The sequence below is a fragment of the Richelia intracellularis HH01 genome (assembly GCF_000350105.1).
Lineage (GTDB): Bacteria > Cyanobacteriota > Cyanobacteriia > Cyanobacteriales > Nostocaceae > Richelia > Richelia intracellularis.
Genome location: NZ_CAIY01000012.1, coordinates 19,809 through 35,843, shown reverse-complemented (window position 1 = coordinate 35,843; position 16,035 = coordinate 19,809). Strand labels below are relative to the sequence as shown.

The window sequence follows — 16,035 nt, the reverse complement described above, 5'->3', positions numbered from 1 at the left end:
TTTAAAATAGCCTGGTATAAATGCCTGATATCAAACATAAACAGTTATCACTATTCTCTTCCTGCAAATGTTTGGTATATTGTCTATTTTCATCACAGGCTACTATTCTGTCATGAATTTTACGAAATAGCTAATTAAACTTGTAAGTTAAAAATCAATAAAATCATTCACATTTACTTGAGATAATATGACTTCTTCTTTTTTGGAACGTCTTAATAGCCCCCAGCGACCTGTTATTATATTTGATGGTGCCATGGGCACTAATCTGCAAGTCCAAAACCTCACAGCAGAGGATTTTGGACTTGCAGATTATGAGGGTTGTAATGAATATCTAGTTCATTCTAAACCAGAAGCAGTAGAAATAGTACACCATAGTTTCCTTGCTGCTGGTGCTGATGTAATTGAAACTGATACTTTCGGTAGCACATCAATTGTCTTAGCAGAATATAATCTGGCTGACAGAGCTTATTACCTTAATAAAACCGCAGCTGAATTAGCAAAGAAAGTGGCAGCTGAATTTTCTACACCGCAAAAGCCAAGGTTTGTAGCAGGTTCTATGGGACCTGGAACCAAATTACCGACCCTAGGGCACATTGATTTTGATGCATTGAAAAATGCATATTTAGAGCAGGCAGAAGCTTTGTTTGATGGAAATGTAGATCTATTCCTAGTTGAAACCTGTCAAGATGTGTTGCAAATTAAGGCTGCTCTCAATGCAATTGAAGAAGTATTTGCTAATAAGCGTGAACGCCGCCCCTTAATGGTTTCTGTGACAGTAGAAACTATGGGAACAATGTTGATAGGTACGGAAATCAGTGCCGTGGTAACAATTCTAGAACCATATAATATAGATATTTTGGGATTGAATTGTGCTACTGGTCCTGACTTGATGAAGCCACATATCAAGTATCTATCGAAACATTCACCATTTATTATTTCTTGTATTCCTAATGCAGGTTTACCAGAAAATATTGGTGGTCAAGCACATTACAAATTGACACCCATGGAATTACGGATGAATTTAATGCATTTCATCGAAGACTTAGGTGTTCAAGTAATTGGAGGTTGCTGTGGTACACGTCCAGAGCATATTCGTGCCCTGGCAGAAATTGTCCATGATTTAACACCAAAAGTTAGAGAACCAAAATTGGAAGCAGGATCTGCTTCAATCTATATCAATCAACCATACAACCAAGATAATTCTTTCTTGATTATTGGTGAAAGATTAAATGCGAGTGGTTCCAAAAAATGTCGCACCATGTTGGAACTTGAGGATTGGGATGGACTAGTCTCCATAGGAAAAACACAAGTTAAAGAGGGTGCCCATATTTTGGATGTGAATGTGGATTATGTAGGGCGAGATGGCGTGCGGGATATGCGTGAGCTGATTTCCCGATTAGTAAATAATGTTACTCTTCCCCTAATGATAGACTCTACAGAATGGGAAAAAATGGAGGCTGGTTTAAAAATAGCTGGGGGTAAATGTTTAATCAACTCTACCAATTACGAAGATGGGGAATCTCGTTTTTTGAAGGTGTTGGAATTAGCTAAAAAATATGGTGCTGGAATAGTCATTGGTACTATTGATGAGGATGGTATGGCACGAACTGCCGAGAAAAAAACTATGATCATGCAACGTGCCTACCATCAAGCCTTGGAATATGGTATACACATCCAGGATATTTTTTTTGATCCTTTAGCCCTACCCATTTCCACTGGCATAGACGAAGACAGGAAAAATGGCAAAGCTACCATTGAAGCTATTCATCTTATTCGTAAAGAATTACCGGAGTGCCATGTGGTTTTGGGTATTTCTAACGTTTCCTTTGGTCTAAATTCCACTGCAAGGATAATACTTAACTCCGTATTCTTGTATGAATGTATAAAAGCGGGAATGGATGCAGCTATCGTTAGTGCAAACAAAATTCTACCCTTATCCAAGATCGATAAGAAACACCAAGAAATTTGCCATCAATTGATTTACGACGAACGTAAATTTGAAGGAGATGTCTGCATTTATGACCCTTTAACTGAACTTACCAAAATGTTTGAAGGAGTAACTACTAAACAGGATAAGGGGATAGATAATAGTCTTCCTCTCGAAGAACGTCTCAAGCAGTATATTATTGATGGGGAGCGTATGGGCTTGGAAGATGTCCTTACAGAGGCTATTAAAAAATATCCACCTTTAGATATTATTAATATTTACTTATTAGATGGGATGAAAGTAGTAGGTGAGCTGTTCGGTTCTGGACAAATGCAATTGCCATTCGTCTTACAATCAGCTGGGACCATGAAGGCAGCCGTATCTTTTCTCGAAACCCGTATGGAAAAAAATGAAGTAGGAGAAGATAATTCCAAAGGAACTTTTATTATTGCTACCGTTAAGGGGGATGTCCATGATATTGGGAAAAACCTTGTAGACATTATTCTTTCTAATAATGGCTATCGGGTGATTAACCTGGGTATTAAACAATCAGTTGAAAATATTATTGAGGCTTATTATCAGTATAATGCCGACTGTATTGCTATGAGTGGCTTGTTGGTAAAATCAACGGCATTCATGAAAGAAAATTTGCAGGTGTTTAACAATAAAGGAATTACCATTCCCGTAATTTTAGGTGGTGCAGCCTTAACTCCAAAATTTGTCCATAATGATTGCCAAAAAGCCTATAAGGGAAAAGTGATTTATGGTAAGGACGCATTCTCTGACCTGCATTTTATGGATGAACTTATGACTGCTAAAGCTGCAGAACAATGGGATGATATTCAAGGATTTTTAGGGAGGTCTACTACAGAAGAATCTTTGGTGAAACCTACAAATATTAATAAGTCACCAGAGTCAGACAGGAAAATGTCGGTACAAGTTGAGAAGTTGCCATTAATTATTGATACTTGTCGTTCTAAAGCTGTTGATATAGATACTGAACGTCCCATACCTCCGTTTTGGGGAACCAAATTGCTACAACCAGAAGATATTCCCATTGAGGATTTATTCTGGTATTTAGATTTACAGGCTTTAATTGCTGGACAGTGGCAGTTTAGAAAGCCAAAAGGCCAACCAAGAGCAGAGTATCAATTTTTTTTACAAGAGAAAGTATATCCCATCCTGAAGATTTGGAAGCAACAAGTTATCGAGGAGAAATTATTGCATCCTCAGGTAATTTATGGGTATTTTCCTTGCCAAGCAGAAGGGAATACCCTACACATATACAACCATAAAAGTACTAAAAATAGTACGGAAATAGTTGCAAGCTTTGATTTTCCTCGGCAAAAGTCTCTGGGGCGATTGTGCATTTCTGATTTCTTCGCACCCAAGGAATTAGGAATCATTGATGTATTCCCCATGCAAGCTGTGACAGTAGGTGAAGTCGTCACAGAGTTTGCTCAGAAATTATTTGCAGATAATTTATACACAGATTATTTATATTTCCATGGAATAGGAGTACAAATGGCAGAGGCATTGGCTGAGTGGACACACGCAAGAATTCGCCGAGAGCTTGGGTTTGAAATGGAAGAACCAGATAATATCCAGGATATACTCGCTCAGAGGTATCGGGGTTCCCGGTATAGTTTTGGTTATCCTGCATGTCCGAAGATTCAGGATCAGTATAAGCAGTTGGAACTATTGGAAACTGAGAGAATTAAGATGTATATGGATGAAAGTGAGCAGTTGTACCCGGAACAATCTACAACAGCAATTATCACCTATCATCCTGCCGCTAAGTACTTTAGCGCATAACCTAACCCTAATTTTAGTGGGTGAAACAGGTCTCTTCCTTTACTAAGGAAGGGAATATCCCTATTTACATAATGGTATTAAGCAATATTCCTCATTAGCAAGAACTTACAACTATTCTTTTCAAGTTTTCACCATATATTTTATTCAGATTTATATTCCAGTAGATAAGTTCAATGCACTCCTTAAGATAATAAATTCTAGTAGCTACTCTTCCATGCATTTATTTATGAATATCATGACAATATGAAAGTATATTAATATATATTTATATGTTAATAATAACATATAAATAATAAATGCTAGTATTCTACAATTAAAACCTTTGTATAAAAAAATAGGATATAAAACAATAAATTAAATATCCGATAAATAAATATAAGTATGACAAATATATTTCGGATCCCATAAGATATTCTAATTTTAATTGTTCTCTAGCTTGAGTAATATTCATTTCATGATAATTCCGACCTTTATTTGCTAAAGTTAAGAAAGCACGAGATAATTGTAATTTTTGATGTTTAAAGCGGAAAATATTGTGATATGAGCGATCAGGAGCAACTCAATAGATAGTGCTACTATAAAAATCCTAAATATTATCTCCTAGGTTTCATTTTTCCGTATCTGAAACTATAATTTCATTTAACCCATATTGAAAAAGATCAATATTTTTGAGACATTACCTAATTTTGCTATTCTATGCATAGGCAAGGGCGTAATGTCACTATTATCAACCAGACATGTCATTTTCTGGTTTTTATAGATCTGTTGCTATGTAGAATAGTGTTTTTGCCTGCTCCATTAGTGCCAAGTAAACCTAATATTTCACCTTGAGTAACTGAAAGATTCACATGATTAATTATCATTCTTTTTTCATAAAACTTATGTATATTTTCTAGGAAGAATTTTACTATTTATACCCTTGTTTTATCACTTTATTACCTTAAGAAGAAATAAGCTCTAATATTTGAGTCAAGAGAAGTCAGGATTAAAGTTTAAGTTTTACAAATTTCACTTTGCGAAGTTTATTTTAGAATTCCATCAAAATAAAAATTATATAGAATCATAGAAATGGTGAACACTACATGTTCCATTCACTAGGATTTTAGTTTAATCATAATAAACTCACTCACCGTATCATTGCATGTAACCCCAGCAAAAATACTTGTACGAGGAGTTAAACTTGACCAACTTAAATATCAATTTTAATTCTTGTGCTTTCTGCCTTTATATTTAATTGATATTCTAGCAATGCTATTTTCTTAAGCAAAAAAAATTCCAAGGCTCCTTACAGTCTGTTTACTCATTAATGAAGCCTGATCACAGTCTAGGTCGAAACGAAAATTCTGACAGACATTAATATGCAATTCGTCTTGGTATCTTCGTAAATAGGTTTTACATCTTAATCTACAAGAATATTGGAGAAAATCAGAACATACTTTTTGTGCATAAAACGAATATAGCTAGTAAGGCATTAGAGCCTTCTCTGTTCAAGCAATTTATTCATGACAACAGCAATTTCTATTACAATATTTTTATATAGCTCTTATTTTTTCCCTTATTGTTTAACATTTATTTTTTAGTATAGAGCATTACAAAGTTTTGAACTCCTGGTAAAGGGTATTTATTATGGTTATGTTATTGTCAATGTAAAGTCAGAGATGTATTAATGGTTGATTAATGTCAAGTATTCATAAATACAATGCCGAAAATCTAACTCAAACTTGCCTGTATTTTTTGCTATTAACTAATTCCATTGAATATTTGTGCAAGTATTAATTTAAGCTTTTATCAAGGAAATTAAATTAACTGATAAATAAAAATCAATTATATAGAAGGAGAAGTTTTTTGCTCAGGCGTATTTATCAATCTCTTAACTCGAATATCCTTAATCATGTAAATTGATTCTACTTGCTGGTTGACTTTAGGTAGTGCAATAAACCTACCTTCATTAATGAGATATGTAACTGTTTCACCACGAATACTGTTACTATTATCTTGTAGGATGCAAACATCACCGCTGAGGACAATGCGGTTATCCTTGCTAAAGTACTGTACCTGTGACGCTGTTGCCTGAATGGATAGGTCCGGATATAATATTTGTACATTGCCCTTGGCTGTAACGGTCTCTGACTTGGCATCATATTCTTGAAAGTCGGAACGTATCGTAATAGGTTTCTTTACTCTTATTGTTTGAGCACTAACATGTGAAATGGGCGACAGGAGTGATCTTTGGCATAAATAGTTGTCTATTAACATCATGATCAAAGTTATAAATGGCAATGTAAGGGGTATTCCCCAGGCTCTCACATATAACTTGGGCTTTTTACTGGAAACATTCATAGTATTTAGGATTTACCTTGGCTTTTACATTACTTTAATTGTCTCAACCAGTTCTTTACTCACAAATCAAAGTATCAATTAGATTTTGCCTACAAATTTTTTTCCCACGTATAAAAAACTATCAGCCCTTAATAAGGGGGTAGCGCAGTTACTCGTTTGTACATTATCAAAATTGTAAACACATATATTAATATTAAGAGACTAGGAAGGAAACCTTTTAAAAATTAGTGGTCTCCCCTCCCCATGGAGCAAAATTCTGATTAGATAATAGTTTAAATGAAACTTTAACTCCACCCCATTATAAACTAGGGATGAATTTTTGAGTTATGAAACTCTACGCAAATGTGAGTACTTCTTACATTAAGGGGTAACTTGGATTTAACCAAGTTACCCCTTAATGTTTGTGAACACCAGGCATTAGAATTATTAAAGTATATGTAATATCAGGTATAGTTTGTCCCTTTTTAATGGACAAACTATACCTGTGAACAGCAGAGTTTAGAAGAAGCTAAACAATTATGTCAATATTTCAAAGGTGGAATTTGGGAATTAGTATAGAGTAGATTCGGTGGATTTAAATGAGGATAATTGCAATCCTTGGGATTTTCTTTGTGGCATTATCTAGTACACAGCAGGTAAAACCACCAACAATGCTTTTGGCTGCTGAAATGAAAATTATAGATGCCCTATTCCTAAATACTTCAATAATAATCAACTAAGGAATTACTTTACTGCTACCTCTCTTTTCTCTTAATTGCCATTTTTGATAAATGTTTTGAGTCCTTTGGTATTTTTGCAATGTCTCAGGGTTAACATCTTGATCAACTACAATTGTATTTTTCAGAGCTGTTTAAGTAGTAGATACTAAAATTATGAATCAACCTATTGCCGAAACTACTGTGGAAGAACTGGCCCAATGTCTATTATATACAGGAAGGCATAATATCCAACTCTTAGATGTACGAGAACCCCAAGAAATTGCTATTGCTAGGATTGATGGCTTTATAAATATCCCACTAAGCAAAGTTGCCCAATGGTCAGAAGAAGTACTTTCCAGATTAGATCCCCATATGGAAACCCTTGTACTATGTCACCATGGCATACGTTCTGCGCAGATGTGCCAGTGGCTAGTTTCCCAAGGTTTTACCAATGTAAAAAACATCGCTGGGGGTATCCATGCTTACTCTAGTCTTATAGATAATTCAATCCCCCAGTATTAGAAGATTCAATTATAAATCGTAACTTGAAATACAGTGATATTTTTAGGTTTGTGAAAATATTCCCTGTACAAGTAGAAACAATAAGTTGACTAAATTCCTATTCCCAAGAGAGTAATGACACTAGATATAAATGCAGGCCTAATACATTCAAAACATGCCTGGCTACTATTGCACAGAAGTAGAGAATAAGGGTACCATATTGACAGAATATGAAGGTGTTAGGATTTGTCCAGGTGTAGTCAGCGCTGAATGACTTCTTATGCCATCAAAATCTGAAGCAAGGTTTTCTGTATAGTTACTGCTAATAATAGCGAGTTAGTTTATATTTACATGGTACTTATATTCCCTTCAGACTATAGATGGCCCCTATGCAAAGAGCTCCATAATCAATGTGAACTTTGTTGGATTTATTTTCATGAAATAAAATAATTAACCCATAATAAATATTATCCCTAGTTTACTTTGAATTAATAACTTTTGTGTTTATTAATTAATTTTATTAATCCCTATTAATAAAATTTGGCTTCAGTCATATATGCCCTATGCAAGTACAATTAACAGACCGACAACAACATATACTTTGGGCAACAGTACGTCACTATATTGCCACAGCAGAACCAGTTGGTTCCAAAGCCCTTGTTGATGAATATAAGTTGGGCATGAGTTCAGCTACAATTAGGAGTATCATGGGTGTTCTAGAGGAGTCTGGACTATTATATCAACCCCATACATCTTCTGGGAGAGTTCCCTCTGACTCTGGGTATCGAATTTATGTGGATCGACTAATCAAGCCATCAGCAACTCTCATAAAAAAGGCGGGAAAATTGCTGCAAGAGAGTTTCGCCCAAAAGTATCAGGCCTTGGAATCCTTACTATTACAGCGAGCAGCAACAATCCTCGCTACTCTTAGTGGTTGTATTAGCCTAATTACTATTCCTCAAAGCAGTACTGACACATTAAGACATTTGCAGTTAGTACAAGTGGGGGCTGGAAGGGTTATGTTAATTGTGGTAACAGATGATTATGAGACTAATTCTGTACAAGTCAAGGTACCTATAACCTTAGAAGCAGAGGATGATTTAGAGATAATTAATGAATTACAAATAGTTTCTAACTTCCTCAATAATCAATTACGGGGTCAAAACTTGACTGCACTGTCCACGTTAGACTGGAGTCAACTTGATGAAGAGTTCCAACGTTATAGTTATTTTTTGACCGAAACCATGATGGAATTGACAAAAATCAAATCTTCCCATCATACAACGCAAATTATGATCAGTGGTGTTTCACAAGTCCTCTGTCAACCAGAGTTTTCGGAAATTCAACAAGTCCAAACCATCATGAGGATGTTGGAGTTGGAGCAAGAACAGCTATGGCGATTAATCTGTGAAGAACCAGATCTTGAAGATGCTAAAAAATCAAAGGTAACAGTACGTATTGGTGCAGAGAATCCATTGGAACCTATTCGTTCTTGTTCTTTGATTTCTTCAACCTACCATAACGGTTGTATGTCTGGTAGCGTGGGAGTACTTGGTCCTACACGTCTAGATTATGAAAGTGCGATCGCAGTCGTTTCTGCAGCAGCAGATTACCTTTCCGAAGCTTGTATTGCATAAAATTGAGATATTGAAATTGTGGGATCAGAATTCTGATTTGTTATAAATTCGAACTTAGTAGATAAATTCATCAAGTCATTTGTCTTAAGTCATTATAGTCAGTGAATACTATCCCACCCCTATATACTTACTTGTATTTTCCTTAATCATGGGATTATGGCAATCAGTCTAAGTCCAAATAGATTCCCTAAAATCCCTATTAAAAGTATTAGCGTACAGCTGGAATGGCACTTACGACAAATCACAACACTCATATTTAAAAAGTAAAATATGAGTGTTGTGAAGATACTGAACTATTAGTTGATATCCCAAAAGAAATTTGTATACATCAACTATGTTTAGAGTTACAGCCGACCAAACATAATGCAAGCAGAAAATTCAAGGTATTTACCGCCCTTTCTTCAGTGTGGTTATCCTTGCCAATATTAAGTTTGTCTCTTTTTGCTATCACAGAACAAATACTATCTTGATTCTATTACTTCAATAGAATCAAGATAATATAAAGATAATATTTAATTTTCTTCCATTCCAATACTAATAACTAATTAATTATAATTTTTCTAAGTTTTATCCCAATAATTAATTATTGTGTAATAATAAGACTCGAGAGTTAATTCGGCGACTGCGTTTGTTTTCAGTATTGATGGGTATTTCTCCTTTTGGTATTCCACAGACTATCTCCGAAATCTACATCTCTACAAACCCATGATTTTGGAGAAAATACATGTCCATTTATATAGGTAATCTTTCTTACGAAGTTACAGAAGAGGATCTAAACTCTGTTTTTGCAGAATATGGTTCTGTGAAAAGAGTTCAGGTTCCAACTGATCGTGAGACAGGGCGTATGCGAGGATTTGCATTTGTCGAAATGAGTAGTGAAGATGAAGAGACTGCAGCCATTGAAGCACTAGATGGTGCAGAATGGATGGGTCGTGATTTGAAAGTAAATAAAGCAAAACCCAGGGAAGATAATAGACGTTCTTTTGGTGGTGGTGGTCGCAGAAATAATCGTTACTAAGTTTTCAATTTCACTAGTGACAGCTTCTAAATTTAGATCTATTAATTTAGAAGCTTAGATGCTTACTACAGTATTTTTATTACTAGATAGCTTCAGTATTAGTTTAGTACTGAAGCTATCTTTCTCTGGCTGTAATTCCTGCTAAAATACCCGCGTTGATGAGGTTCTTATGAAAAGTTAGTGGCTTCACTCTAATATTTTTCATGTTCCTCATCTTTCCCATTCATTGTAGTCTCCTATCATTAAATGGGCTAAGCTTATAAACACTATTAATTATAATTATAAATTTGAGTAATTACATAATAATCAGGAGGGCTTGTCTAGCATAGGAGAGAAAACAATCTAAGAATCCAAAAAATTATACTAGAGTATAACTGTAAAATAATTAATTCAGATAGTTACTAGCCTTTGTAGGGTATATTAACCAGCAAAAATATAATAGAAGATTTTTATAAAATTACCTAATTTTTGGTTTGATAACTATATAGAATACTTGAGTTTTAAAAGAGAAGATAATCAAGCAGGTATATTTAGTTTGTAAAATCAAATATAAAATAGCCAAGATCGCATTTTATTAATAGAATGCAAATCCTATTTTTCAAAAATTAAAGTAGCAAAATCAATTGTAAATTCTTAGCCAATTGGTTTTCTCCATACTAAAAGTCTAATTCTATCTCAAAGTATTTCATTTTTAATTTCCTTAATTCCAAAACTAATTCAGGCTTAAGGTAATATACTCATCCTCCTACAAAAAAATAATAGGTGGCAGGGTATACAAAATCCTGCCACCTATTTATTTTTTTATTAGTTTAGCGACTATGATAACATCCGCGGTGGATGGAAATTACAATATCACTATTCAACTCCTGGAGTTAGAAGTTCTTTTTCCAGACCTCTGCTGACAGTAATATTGCCATCATTGTCAACATCAGCAATGGCTGTATCACCATCTTTAATCCTGCCAGAAAGAATCTCTTCTGCCAAGCTGTCTTCTAGCAACCGCATAATTGCCCTACGTAATGGTCTAGCCCCATAACTAGGATTATAACCTTCTTGCAATAAACGCTCCTTAAAACGAGTACTGACTTCTAAACTGATACCTTTCTCAGTGAGACGACCAAATACTTCTTTGAGCATAATATCGGCAATTTGAGTTACCTCCTGCTTATTCAGCTGGCGGAAAACAATAATTTCATCCAAGCGGTTGAGAAATTCAGGACGAAAGTAGTTCTTCAGCTCTTCATTTACCAACGACTTGATACGGTTGTATTGGGAGTCGCTTTGGTCTTCAGAAAAATCGAAACCAATACCACCCCCACCTTTTTCAATTACCTTAGAACCTATATTAGAGGTCAAAATTAATAATGTGTTCTTAAAATCAACAGTGCGACCTTTGGCATCTGTTAATCTCCCATCTTCCAAGATTTGCAACAGCATGTTAAACACATCTGGATGTGCCTTTTCAATTTCGTCGAAGAGTACTACTGTGTAAGGACGACGACGCACAGCTTCTGTTAATTGACCACCCTCATTGTAGCCTACATAACCAGGAGGAGAACCAATTAATTTGGATACAGTATGACGCTCCATATATTCTGACATGTCCAGGCGAATCATTGCTTCTTCTGAACCGAAAAAATAGGAGGCTAAAGCCTTGGTTAACTCAGTTTTACCGACTCCTGTTGGGCCAGAAAATACAAAGCTAGCAATAGGTCGATTAGGATTCTTCAAACCAACACGAGCACGGCGAATAGCACGAGAAACAGACCTAACCGCGTCCTCTTGCCCAATAAGCCGTTGATGCAAAGTATCCTCCATATGCAAAAGTTTTTCTGACTCTGATTCCGTGAGTTTATTCACAGGTACACCAGTCCAGGAAGCAACTATGTGAGCGATATCTTCCTCTGTCACTATTGGTTCATCACCATCAGTTTTAGCAGTATTAGATTTACTTTGAGCAATCGCCTTAATTTCGGTTTTAATTTCCATTTCTCGATCACGTAACTCCCCAGCTCTGTCAAAGTCCTGGGAACGAACTGCATCGTCCTTATCCTTAAGAATTTGACGCAGCTCCTTATCCAATTCCTTAGCTGCGGGTGGTAGTTGTGAATTAATTAAACGGACGCGAGAACCTGCTTCATCAATCAAGTCAATTGCTTTATCTGGTAAATAACGATCACTAATATAACGATCTGATAACTTTGCAGCTGACACTAGAGACTCATCAGAGATTTTTAATTTATGGTGTTGCTCATAGCGTTCGCGCAAACCATATAAAATTTCTATGGTTTCATCTACGGATGGTTCCCCTACCATTACTGGTTGGAAACGACGTTCTAGGGCAGCATCCCGTTCAATATGCTTGCGGTACTCATCTAGGGTAGTGGCACCAATACATTGCAATTCACCCCTAGCTAAAGCAGGCTTTAGAATATTTGCTGCATCAATAGCACCTTCTGCAGCACCTGCACCAATTAAGGTATGAACTTCATCAATCACTAAAATTACATTTCCCGCTTGACGTATCTCATCCATGATTTTCTTCAAGCGTTCCTCAAATTCTCCCCTATATTTGGTTCCTGCAACTAATAAACCAATATCCAGAGTTACTACACGTTTTTCCTCTAATATGTCGGGGACATCCTTATTAGAAATCCTTTGTGCTAAACCTTCTGCAATCGCTGTTTTTCCAACACCTGGTTCCCCAATGAGAACAGGATTATTTTTGGTACGGCGACCAAGAATCTGAATCACCCTTTCAATTTCTTTGGCACGCCCCACTACTGGGTCAAGTTTACCATCAAGCGCCAGCTGGGTTAGATTTGAACCAAATTCATCTAATGTTGGAGTTTTATTCCCGCGAGAAGAGCCGCCTGTAGTAACCTCCGCTGTTTCTCCTAACATCCGAATTACTTGGGTTCTTACCTTAGATAGATCTACACCCAAGTTTTCTAAAACCCTGGCTGCTACACCTTCACCTTCTCGGATCAGACCTAAAAGCAAATGCTCAGTACCAATGTAATTGTGCCCAAGCTGGCGTGCTTCTTCCAAAGATAGTTCCAGGACTCGCTTTGCCCGTGGCGTAAATGGAATTTCCACAGCCACAAAACCTGAACCCCGACCTATTATCTTTTCAACTTCAATCCGAGCATCTTTGAGATTGACACCCATAGATTTAAGAACCTTAGCCGCCACGCCAGTACCTTCTCCAATAAGACCCAGGAGGATCTGTTCAGTACCAACGAAGTTGTGGCCCAGGCGGCGTGCTTCTTCCTGGGCTAACATGATTACCTTAATGGCTTTTTCTGTGAAGCGTTCAAACATGGCATTTATCCCATCACCTGCGTCGTGCCGGTACGCTGATTTTAGCACAGCCTAACTGGAGCAATGCCTTTACAAATAGGCGGATACCCCTCACAATTGGAAAGGCTACTTAGAATATTTTAGAATCTATTTATACTATCAATGCATCAGTACAATGAATACATAAGATTATTTTTTTTTAGCATGTGGTTTAAAGCCATATATGACTAGACATTTAGCTTCCCAGAGGTGAAGTCAAATTCCACGAGAGAAACTAACATAGAACATATTACTTCGTCAATATTGTTTAAAAATAAATAATAATTATGTTATCTTTAAACAAACTAAAATAATGTAAAAAAATTTGTTTTTACATCATGATTGAATAATATCAGGAAAATAATTTCCTGTGTAATTTGTCATATGTCATATTGATTCTTCCAATTGGCTAGGATATGTAAAGAGAAAGTAAGTTTTAAATTATCTGAATATTTCCCCTCAATCCCCCAAAGTGTTAACACACTTGCAAATCCTCCCATGCCACTTATTTAAATTATTTTTAAATTCAGGTTGATGGATGTCACTCAACCATAAGATCAATGCATCCTCACCATCTTCATAGTATTTAGACCGTCTACCTGCTATTTTGAAACCAAACTTTTGATATAAGGAAATTGCTGCCAGGTTAGAAATTCTCACTTCCAGTGTGGCTCTTTCTAAACCGTAATCAACCGCAACCTTGAGTAAAAAATATAATAGTGTTTGTCCCAAGCCTTGACGTTGATATTGAGGGTTAACAGCCAGTATTGTAATATGTGCCTCTTCTAGAATTGCCCAGAAACAACCCATTGCTAACAAATATTCTGAATAACTATTAGAAAAAATACCCAGCAGTTTGCAATTGGAGCTATCTAACTCTTTTTGGTAAGTTTCCCAACTCCAAAGTCCCCCAAAGCAAATTTTATCTAAAGCCACTATCTCATAAAGATTTTTTGTTGTCAGTAGTTTTAATTTGAGATTAAATGTATTCACACTTGTTGGCTCGAACACAACCCATTTGTAAACTGGGAATAGGAATCATCTGTCAGGGAAAACAGAATAAGCACAGGTAAATAATAGAGAGTGTAATAAACAGGGGAAAACAAATTCTAACTCCTGTCTCTTTCGTACCTTTTATTTCCTAATCTTCTGTTCTCGCTACTGGTCATACATTCTGTATAATAGGAAACTTCTCCATCAGAATGTCTTACCTCCTGGTTTTTCCCAATATTCACCTCACTTCCATAAAGACAAACATTATTTAATTATAGCTATGGTCTCAACTCATACTTCTGGGAACAAACATTCTGGTACTAAGTATTTACCAATAACCAATGATCCACAGATTTCTCCTAATCAGCAGCTGTTACCCTTAACAGCTAAAGTCATTAATCAAGATTTCTTAGAAATTGGTGGTTGTGATGTGATAACCCTTGTGAAACAATTTGGTTCGCCTTTATACATTTTGGATGAAACCACCTTAAGAAATTCTTGTAGTCGTTACCGAGATACCTTCCAACATTATTATCAAGGTGAATCTCAAGTACTGTATGCTTCTAAGGCATGGAGTTGTTTAGCTGTTTGCATGATTGCAGCATCTGAAGGCTTAGGAATCGATGTAGTATCTGCTGGGGAGCTGCATACTGCAATTACAGCAGGGGTTAAACCAACCCTAATTTATTTTCATGGTAATAACAAATCCCTGACAGAGTTGGTTTTTGCTTTAGAAGTTGGCTGTAACATTGTTGTTGATAACTGGCATGAATTAAATACCCTGATAAATTTAGCGAAAGAAAGACTTCTTAGTGGCATACCAATTATGCTAAGACTTGCACCAGGTATTGAATGTCATACTCATGAATATATTCGGACAGGAAACCTAGACAGCAAATTTGGTTTTAATCCAAACGATTTAGACGAACTATTCAGACTAATCATACAGCAGAAAGTACTTAACTGTGTGGGCTTGCATGCTCATATTGGATCTCAAATCTTTGAATGTCAACCTCATAGGGACTTAGCAGGGGTAATGACGCAGTGGCTAAATAAAGCCAGGGAAAATGGTTTATCAATTAACCAACTCAATGTTGGTGGTGGCTTGGGAATTAAATATACTGAATCAGATGATCCCCCAAGCATTGAAGAGTGGAGTAAGGCAATTTGTGAAGTAGTACAAAAAGCTTGTAAGGCATCAAATTTACCCTTACCTAAGTTATTATGTGAACCAGGAAGATCACTAATTGCTACAGCTTGCGTAACAGCTTATACAATTGGTTCTTATAAGATAGTGCCAGGTATCAGGACCTACCTAGCCATAGATGGGGGAATGTCTGATAATCCCCGTACCATTACTTACCAATCTCTGTATACGTCAGTTGTAGCCAATCGTATGTCAGCACCTGTTACAGAAACAGTGACCATTGCTGGTAAACATTGTGAATCTGGGGATATAGTGATTAAACATGCACACTTACCCCAGGTAGAACCAGGAGATATTTTAGTAATCATGGGAACTGGTGCGTATAATTACAGTATGGCATCCAACTACAATCGTGTGCCTCGACCGGCAGCAATTATAGTGGCAAATAGCGAGGCAAACCTAATTTTACAAAGGGAAACCCTGCAAGACTTGATTCAAAAAGACTGCTTACCAGAAAGACTCAGAAGTTAGTAGAGTTATTGGTTATTAGCAGTTGCTAATAACCAATAACTCTACTAACTTATAACCAAAGTAATAAAGGCAAAAGCGTAAATCCA

General features: G+C 36.2%; 8 protein-coding genes and 1 pseudogene. 5 read left to right on the top strand and 4 right to left on the bottom strand.

What is annotated here, in order from left to right:
* Positions 1-187: 187 nt before the first annotated feature.
* Positions 188-3,742: a methionine synthase gene (gene metH / locus RINTHH_RS01195; protein WP_008231842.1), complete on the top strand. Its 3,555-nt coding sequence runs from the start codon at positions 188-190 to the stop codon at positions 3,740-3,742.
* A 678-nt stretch (positions 3,743-4,420) separates the two neighbouring features.
* Here the strand turns inward: metH and RINTHH_RS10290 are convergent.
* Both RINTHH_RS10290 and RINTHH_RS01190 read right to left on the bottom strand, forming a co-directional pair.
* Positions 4,421-4,605, bottom strand: a pseudogene (locus RINTHH_RS10290) (ATP-binding cassette domain-containing protein); the annotation flags it as partial.
* A gap of 961 nt (positions 4,606-5,566) precedes the next feature.
* The gene (locus RINTHH_RS01190) at positions 5,567-6,082 is read right to left on the bottom strand and encodes an LptA/OstA family protein (RefSeq protein ID WP_008231837.1); all 516 of its coding nucleotides are present in this window, start codon (positions 6,080-6,082) and stop codon (positions 5,567-5,569) included.
* 872 nt (positions 6,083-6,954) lie between these two features.
* On the opposite strand from RINTHH_RS01190, the gene RINTHH_RS01185 reads away from it, so the two are divergent.
* The 3 genes from RINTHH_RS01185 to RINTHH_RS01175 all read left to right on the top strand — a co-directional run bounded on the left by RINTHH_RS01185 (position 6,955) and on the right by RINTHH_RS01175 (position 9,936).
* A complete protein-coding gene (locus tag RINTHH_RS01185) occupies positions 6,955-7,302 on the top strand; it encodes a rhodanese-like domain-containing protein (RefSeq protein ID WP_008231835.1) in 348 nt (115 codons plus the stop codon).
* 542 nt (positions 7,303-7,844) lie between these two features.
* Positions 7,845-8,918, top strand: a complete 1,074-nt coding sequence (gene hrcA, locus RINTHH_RS01180; protein ID WP_008226215.1) for a heat-inducible transcriptional repressor HrcA — start codon at positions 7,845-7,847, stop codon at positions 8,916-8,918.
* Between the two features lie 724 nt (positions 8,919-9,642).
* Entirely contained in the window at positions 9,643-9,936 is a 294-nt protein-coding gene (locus RINTHH_RS01175; protein WP_008226212.1) for an RNA recognition motif domain-containing protein, read from the top strand.
* 855 nt (positions 9,937-10,791) lie between these two features.
* Here the strand turns inward: RINTHH_RS01175 and RINTHH_RS01170 are convergent.
* Together RINTHH_RS01170 and rimI are read right to left on the bottom strand one after the other, a co-directional pair.
* Positions 10,792-13,260, bottom strand: a complete 2,469-nt coding sequence (locus RINTHH_RS01170) for an ATP-dependent Clp protease ATP-binding subunit (protein ID WP_008231833.1) — start codon at positions 13,258-13,260, stop codon at positions 10,792-10,794.
* 477 nt (positions 13,261-13,737) lie between these two features.
* The gene (rimI, locus tag RINTHH_RS01165; protein WP_044304334.1) at positions 13,738-14,271 is read right to left on the bottom strand and encodes a ribosomal protein S18-alanine N-acetyltransferase; all 534 of its coding nucleotides are present in this window, start codon (positions 14,269-14,271) and stop codon (positions 13,738-13,740) included.
* Positions 14,272-14,551: 280 nt separating this feature from the next.
* On the opposite strand from rimI, the gene lysA reads away from it, so the two are divergent.
* Positions 14,552-15,949 (top strand): diaminopimelate decarboxylase, encoded by a 1,398-nt coding sequence (gene lysA, locus RINTHH_RS01160; protein WP_008231831.1) that lies wholly within the window; start codon positions 14,552-14,554, stop codon positions 15,947-15,949.
* Positions 15,950-16,035 lie beyond the last annotated feature (86 nt).

Excerpts from the sequence above, each read along its gene's own strand:
- metH (WP_008231842.1), top strand. The coding sequence starts at position 188 with ATGACTTCTTCTTTTTTGGAACGTCTTAATAGCCCCCAGCGACCTGTT.
- hrcA (WP_008226215.1), top strand. The coding sequence starts at position 7,845 with ATGCAAGTACAATTAACAGACCGACAACAACATATACTTTGGGCAACA.
- lysA (WP_008231831.1), top strand. The coding sequence starts at position 14,552 with ATGGTCTCAACTCATACTTCTGGGAACAAACATTCTGGTACTAAGTAT.
- RINTHH_RS01185 (WP_008231835.1), top strand. The coding sequence starts at position 6,955 with ATGAATCAACCTATTGCCGAAACTACTGTGGAAGAACTGGCCCAATGT.
- RINTHH_RS01190 (WP_008231837.1), bottom strand. The coding sequence starts at position 6,082 with ATGAATGTTTCCAGTAAAAAGCCCAAGTTATATGTGAGAGCCTGGGGA.
- RINTHH_RS01175 (WP_008226212.1), top strand. The coding sequence starts at position 9,643 with ATGTCCATTTATATAGGTAATCTTTCTTACGAAGTTACAGAAGAGGAT.
- RINTHH_RS01170 (WP_008231833.1), bottom strand. The coding sequence starts at position 13,260 with ATGTTTGAACGCTTCACAGAAAAAGCCATTAAGGTAATCATGTTAGCC.